Annotated in this window: 5 protein-coding genes; 2 read left to right on the forward strand and 3 right to left on the reverse strand. The window is 37.8% G+C overall.

The features are described from left to right. Positions 1-5: 5 nt before the first annotated feature. The 3 genes from BUB34_RS09910 to BUB34_RS13110 are packed head-to-tail and all read right to left on the reverse strand — an operon-like array spanning position 6 to position 4,504. Positions 6-3,638 carry a phage tail protein gene (locus BUB34_RS09910; RefSeq protein ID WP_073126908.1) on the reverse strand — a complete coding sequence of 1,211 codons (3,633 nt, stop codon included), beginning with the start codon at positions 3,636-3,638 and terminating at the stop codon, positions 6-8. Further along, positions 3,639-4,304, reverse strand: a complete 666-nt coding sequence (locus BUB34_RS09915) for a hypothetical protein (protein ID WP_073126910.1) — start codon at positions 4,302-4,304, stop codon at positions 3,639-3,641. It lies immediately after the preceding gene. 2 nt (positions 4,305-4,306) lie between these two features. Continuing rightward, the gene (locus tag BUB34_RS13110) at positions 4,307-4,504 is read right to left on the reverse strand and encodes a hypothetical protein (RefSeq protein WP_159430061.1); all 198 of its coding nucleotides are present in this window, start codon (positions 4,502-4,504) and stop codon (positions 4,307-4,309) included. A 16-nt stretch (positions 4,505-4,520) separates the two neighbouring features. Between BUB34_RS13110 and BUB34_RS09925 the strand changes: the two genes are divergently transcribed. Both BUB34_RS09925 and BUB34_RS09930 read left to right on the forward strand, forming a co-directional pair. After that, positions 4,521-5,060 carry a hypothetical protein gene (locus BUB34_RS09925; protein ID WP_143153368.1) on the forward strand — a complete coding sequence of 180 codons (540 nt, stop codon included), beginning with the start codon at positions 4,521-4,523 and terminating at the stop codon, positions 5,058-5,060. Between the two features lie 317 nt (positions 5,061-5,377). Then, positions 5,378-6,433, forward strand: a complete 1,056-nt coding sequence (locus BUB34_RS09930; RefSeq protein WP_073126915.1) for a YeiH family protein — start codon at positions 5,378-5,380, stop codon at positions 6,431-6,433. Positions 6,434-6,826 lie beyond the last annotated feature (393 nt).

Genomic DNA, 6,826 nt, shown 5'->3' on the forward strand with positions numbered 1-6,826 from the left:
CCTCCTTATTGTGAATAGTAGGTAAGATCCATTAGAATCCCATTCTTAAAGACCATCCTTCCGTTTGGTCCCCATTTCGTAACCTTACCGGACGAATCAACGCTTAATACCTGCACATAATTTATGGTTGCCGTTGTACCAGAGCCACCATCCCATTGAGGACCTATGAGTTTGAAACCATGACAGTAGAGATTGGCTCCAAGGTGTAAGCCATATTCTGAATAGATGCTGCTTGCTCTTGAGAAACAAAGCATGGTGGTATAACTCGTTGCACTCGATGATGCCTTCTGAGAAAAGGCCATATATTTACCTTGGACGTCTAGGTCAAAGACCAGACCTTTATGTGCTTTATTCCCACTGTATTCATTTGTACCTATCTTACCGACATAGTAGTTGTCCCTATAAAAATGGAATCCACTCTCATTCATCACGGCTCGTTTTCCGGTGTTACTTACCGTTCCGTTATAAAGACCAATCTCTCCAGCTTTGATTTGCACATACTTACTTGCAGCATTGAATCCAAGAAGGAAACTGTTATAGTTCTGTTGCATATAGGTTCCAAAATCACCCTTCTTAACCATTGTGGTGATGTTTCCTTCTGCAACAGTAACACGAGAGATTGCTTCTTCTGCCTTAGTCTTAGCAACAGCAATATCCTGGTCCTGCACTCGAAACCAGTTGCCACTTCTTGAAGTAGATAGTGTTTCAGACGATGTGTACTTCCAAAGTTTACGAACATTATCTCCATAAGGCATATGGTCGGATTCCGGATAGTTTGTTCCACTGACTTCAATAACTTCTCCCCCATCAGTTGGGAATGCTGTGACTGTTCCCTTCACTTCCTGATAAGTTGACACCTTCTCAACCTTCGTAATGGCAAATCCGTAATAATTGCTGTTTGAGTTATCGCTTCTCCAGTATACATGGAAATTTATCGCAGGAACATAAACAACTGCATCCTTGATATCCGATCCGCCAAGTTTAGGAAGTGCATAGGTCTTACCATCTAGTTCATAGAAAATCTGCACCCAGTCATAATTTGCACTCTCTGTCTTTGAATCGGATGAGAAGGTAACCTTCAAGCACTGCATCGTGACAGCATATCGATACGCATAACCTGTTGCGGTGTTATAAAACATATCTCCGATATGCTGCTCTTTCTTGGAATTGGTATTCCAGTTCTTCGCAGGCTCGTTGCTTGTGTTCGGCACGTAAGTTCCGTAGAAATTACCGCTTTTATCTTGGAGTGCAGAATTTACACTATCTACTGCTCCATCGATATCTGAATCCTTTACTCTGATCCATGACGAAGAAATGGATGTACTAAGTGTCTGACCACTTGCATACTTCCAAAGTTTTCTCACATTATCCGTATATGGCGAATGCTCTGATTCCGGATAGTTTGTTCCACTGATATCCACAGCACCTCCTGCATCGGTTGGAAGGCTTGCTATGTTATCACTTGGGATTGTTCCTTTTACTTTCTCAACGGACTTGATTCGAAATCCATAATAGTCATGCTGCGAACCATCTGTTCTCCAGTAAACCCAAAAGGTACTAACTGGGATGTACACAACAGCATTTGCAATCGTTGTTCCACCAAAGTTCTGACTGCAGTATGTCTTGCCATTCAGTTCATAGTAAAACCTTACATAATCATAATTTGCACCTTCCGTTCTGCTGTTACTTGAAAAAGTGACCTTTAATACATCCTGCTGCACTGCATAGTGATAAGCATATCCAGTAGATGTATCAAAGAAGAAATCTCCGTCATGCAGCTGTTTTAGCGCATTTGTGTTCCAGGTATTTGCTGGAGCATTACTTGTGGTTGGCGTATACGCACCGTAGTAATTTCCATTCTTCTGCAATAGGTTCTGATTGATAGATTCCACACTTGCTTCAATCTTACCATCTGTAACAGACAACTTCGTATCAATCTGACTTGCCGTGTAGTAGCTTTTCAGCTTGTTATCCATAGCCGTATTTGCGGAACTGATTGCGGCTGATTTTGCTGTAGCAATTTCATCTCGAAGTGTAGACTGTGTAGAAGAAATGCTTGCTTCTATCTTTCCATCGGTCACAGTAAGCTTTGTGTCCACTTCCTTGATCGTGTAGTAGTTCTCCAGCTTCTTTTCCGTATTTGCATTTGCCGTACTTACTGCTCCGGCCGCTGCATTTGTGATATTCTGCTCGACCTGGGATGTATAGGATACAGCAAGCTTTTCGGATGTGATAGAGTTTGCAACAATACGTTCACCTAAAATCTGACCGTCAAGCGTCATACCCACATTATAGGGACCGGCATATCCGTTCTTACTTCCACCGATACCATTCAGATTGACCTGCAGGACTTTTGTAGCCGTATCCTTATCCATCGTATCCATGTAAAGGTCACGGATCCATCTTCCCTGCTCGTCATACTCGGTCAGCTTATAGCCGCCCGTACCCGCATGCATCTGCTCGGTCAGATTATCAACAGCATCCTTTATCCTTGCATTGGTAATCTTTCGATTGGTTTCTGTCTCTTCTGCAAGTTCCTGATATGACTTTGAAATCTGCTCAATGTAACCCTTCGCTTTTGTCTCTCCAAGTTCAATCTTTGCACTTGACGGATTATCAAGAGGGATGGATAACTTCAAAACAGGAAATAGCCTATTCATTCCATATGGCTCTGCAATGCAACGAATCTTATCTCCAAGAGAGAAAACTTCATAATTGCTGTTCAAAAGAGATAGATCCATTGCTGTCAGTTTAAGGACTACTTGTTCGAACTGATTGTCCGTTAGCCATGCTCTTCCCTTTATCATAAGATTTGCAGGAACATGCACATCATTCCAGTGTTCTACTGCACATACCCATCCAAACTGCTTATATACTTCATCAGATACGATATAGTTCTTACCGTTATTGACGTCCTTGATATTTACATACTGCTTTAAGACTTCCTGATTTCCATCTTCGTTTTCAATCTCTGCTCCAAGTGGAATAAGGGCTGTTGCAATATCATCTGAAGATAAATTCTCTGTGTAATCAAGAAGATTTAATCCAAATAAAATCGGCTGCGTACTTGTCACACCGATATCTTCAATATTTAGCCAATCAAGATAGAGCTTATTGCCTTCATGTCTTACAACGAGATATCCTCCAAGGCGGTCTACCAGCTTATCCTTTATGCAGCCGAGCGAAGTTTCAAAATTGGAATAACGATAAAGTGAGTCATTGGCATCCGTTACTGTAACTCTTCCTACTGTAAATTTCTTTCTATCTTCTACCTGATTATTGTGTTCTGTAATAAAAGCAGAAAGTATCTGTCTTGGCGTTTGATCATGGTACTCCTTCTGTGGTTGGATGCTGTCAGCAAGGTATCCTAAAACGCCAACACAGCCGATTTTCTTATTTCCCATGAAGTCCTTTTCCTGGTTTCTGACTTCACCATAAAAGATTTCTATTCCATCACGAAACACACTCACCATACTGCTTCGATTGCCAATCTTGTCGTACTTTGGATTACTCCTTGGTACGATACAAGTAAAACTACCACTGCCGCCGAGTTCCAAATTAAGGGTTGGTGATGTTACAGCAAAAGCCTGATCTCCGGGGAGATACAAATATTCATCATCGATTTTTACTTGATACATTTATAATCTCCCCTTTCGATAGTTCCAGTCGATAGTTCCATATCCACTAATCCGAAGTGACTGTCCTGCATAGACATTCGGAAGGATGTTTATTCCTTCCACAAGTGTCATCGACATATTGCCAAAAGTAGCCTTTAGTCCAGAAGATGTTAATCCTGCACAAGTCACCGTTCCTTCTAAAATTTTCTCATTTGTATCTACAGACACTGTCTGTGAACCGCCTGTTAATAACTTTTCTATTTTCTGATATCCAGCATTACTGCTTGTGACCTCATACTTAAATGGTGCAAGGTCATATTCAATAACGATGTTGGAATGATTTTTACTTGATTTCCATTCACTCAGGTATAATCTTCCCTCATAGTAGAATTCCGGCTCATCTTCTAAGATGACCTGTGCACGGATACCCTGTAAAAAAGAAAGAAGCTTTGAGTAAGTATCTGTCCAATATTTCTTATCAGAAACTAAAAACTCAAAACTTCCCGTTCTATTTTCATACGCAATACTTCCGGTTAGAACTTCAGAAATATCAATATTTCCGCTTCGTCCCGGAACTTCCACATAGGAAAGGCGTGGCTCCGGCGGATTTATTACAGGCCTTGATGTAGGTATGAGCCCGAATTCATCAAATGTATTTTTTCCATCGATGATCAAACCATGATACATCCTTACCACCCCTTTCCTTTTTGATTTGCAATTTTTCCAAGTGCTGTATTTATCTGTGGTGCCATCGCACCAACCATCGTACCGGAATCAAGTGTGACAGATGCCGATGCAAATTGTGGAAAGTACTCCATCATAAGATTCATCATCATGGTCATCTGTCCTGCCAAGTTCTGATTAGATCCTTCGGCCATGCTCTGCAAGGTATCCAGTCCCATAATGACTTCAGGTCCCGCCTCACCACCACCAAGAAGTGTATTTCCTCTTTGTCCAAAAATGGTCGCTCCATTTAAAAGCATCGGTTTATCCATCGCCTTCTTATACCAGTCAATTGACAAATGCGGTACAGATGGTGGTGCAAGTGAAAAGCTACCTTTGATGCTAAAGTGTGGCAACTTTATATGCGGAAGGCTAATCTTAAGTCCCGAAAAGAACCCCTTAATCTTATCGACAATGCCTTTGATGATGTCTCTTGCTTTTTCAATCGGAATGGACCCATCAGCAGCATTCCCAATAATGATGGGATCTTGTGCACTATTAATGCCAGTTGCATCAGCTAAGTTTATAAAGGAAGATACATATGCAAAGAAGAACTCAATTTTAATAGCACTATCTGGTTTAGTTGGTGTTGTAGTTGCATATAAATTCTTCTCTGGACTAGACATAGAAAAATTAAAGATACTAGTTGTAATAGTTGTTACAATTACTGGTTTGATTATGTTAAAATCTGCTTTCAAAAAGACAGAAGAAGTAAAATAATAAAAATTGTAAAAAATATATAAAATAATAACTAATAGTAACTAAACTTTGCTAAAATTATAACTTAACGATACAAAAAATGGGAAAACCTTTATTTTTTAAAAAACTTAATTAATATAGCTAAAATATAAAAAATTATGAGAAGTAAAAACTTATAATGTTAAAAAATATATTTTTAAAGGTGAAATACTAAAAAAATAAACTTATAATTAATAAAAAATATAGAAATACCCTCTTTTGTGAAATAAATGAGTTGAAATTTTTTATAAGTAAATGTAAAATAGATTAGTATTATATTTTAATAGGAGGAAACTTATATGACTAAGGAAAAGTATAAGGGAATTTTGCTCTGTTTTCTTATATCAATTCCGGCATGGTATCTAGGTAAAATGATGCCTATTATTGGTGGACCCGTGTTCTCAATAATAATAGGTATAATTGTCGGGCTTGTAATGAAAGACAGAAAAGAGGTATTTGAACCAGGAATAGCATTTGTTTCAAAAAAAGTATTACAGTATGCTGTTATTCTTCTTGGATTTGGACTTAATCTTCAGATGATAGTCAAGGTCGGAAAAGAATCTTTGCCTATAATTGTATGTACAATAGCGACTTCGCTGATAATTTCTTACTTTGTAAGCAAGAAATTAAATATTCCAAAGAAGATATCAATTTTGGTCGGTGTCGGATCCTCAATATGTGGTGGCTCAGCAATAGCTGCTACGGCTCCGGTAATTGACGCAGATAGTGATGAAATTGCTCAGGCAATATCAGTAATATTTTTCTTTAATATTATTGCGGCTCTTATATTTCCTACAATAGGAGACTTAATAGGTTTGACAAATCAAGGGTTTGCAATTTTTGCTGGTACAGCAGTTAATGATACTTCATCAGTTACTGCAGCAGCTTCATCATGGGACAGTATCCATCAAACTGGAACAATGGTATTAGATTCAGCAACAGTTGTTAAACTTACAAGAACTCTTGCTATAATACCGATAACTTTCTTTTTGTCACTTCATTTTTCAAAGAGTGAAGACAAGGAAGAATCTTTCAGTTTATACAAGATAGGAAAGATGATTCCATCTTTTATATTGTACTTTGTTGGATGTTCAATAATTACTACAATATGCGAGATGATGATATCAAATGGAACTATTTCAGGAGCTTTGGCAGCTGGTATACCAAATTTCTTTACCTTGATGAAGGTAGTAAGTAAGTTTTTTATAGTAATGGCTATGGGAGCTATAGGTTTGAATACAGATATTGTTAAACTTATTAAAACAGGTGGTAAACCTATATTATTAGGGACATTTTGTTGGATAGGTATAATAGCTGTAAGTTTAGTTATGCAGAAAGCCACAGGGCTTTTCTAAGAAAATTTTTAAAATGAAATATAATTTAAAGTGTATTTATATGCAGAAATCATAGTTTTTCGGCTGTATAATATTTAGCGTTGATGGTAATAAAAAATCCATAATTGTCGTTAGACAAAAATGGACTAATTACTATCAGCGCTATTATTTTTTAAAAAAATAAAGAACACATGTCAAACTCGTTGTATAATTAAGTCACGACAACAAAATAAACGAGGAGGTTTGACATGTGCTCAAATGATATTATATCAAATATTCTAGGAATTAGCGATAAAAATTTAGTATTTACAGGAGATGGAATTGAAAAAATAAGAGGTATTGAGTTTAAGGTATTAAACGCAGTGCTTACATATGTTCCAAAAGCATGCTCTAAATGCGGTTGCGTAAATGAAA

It is taken from the genome of Asaccharospora irregularis DSM 2635 (assembly GCF_900129815.1).
GTDB classification, from domain to species: Bacteria; Bacillota; Clostridia; order Peptostreptococcales; family Peptostreptococcaceae; genus Asaccharospora; species Asaccharospora irregularis.

Bases quoted from the DNA above. Each gene is read 5' to 3' on its own strand.
- BUB34_RS09925 (WP_143153368.1), top strand. From the start codon at position 4,521: ATGACTTCAGGTCCCGCCTCACCACCACCAAGAAGTGTATTTCCTCTT.
- BUB34_RS09910 (WP_073126908.1), bottom strand. From the start codon at position 3,638: ATGTATCAAGTAAAAATCGATGATGAATATTTGTATCTCCCCGGAGAT.
- BUB34_RS09930 (WP_073126915.1), top strand. From the start codon at position 5,378: ATGACTAAGGAAAAGTATAAGGGAATTTTGCTCTGTTTTCTTATATCA.
- BUB34_RS09915 (WP_073126910.1), bottom strand. From the start codon at position 4,304: ATGTATCATGGTTTGATCATCGATGGAAAAAATACATTTGATGAATTC.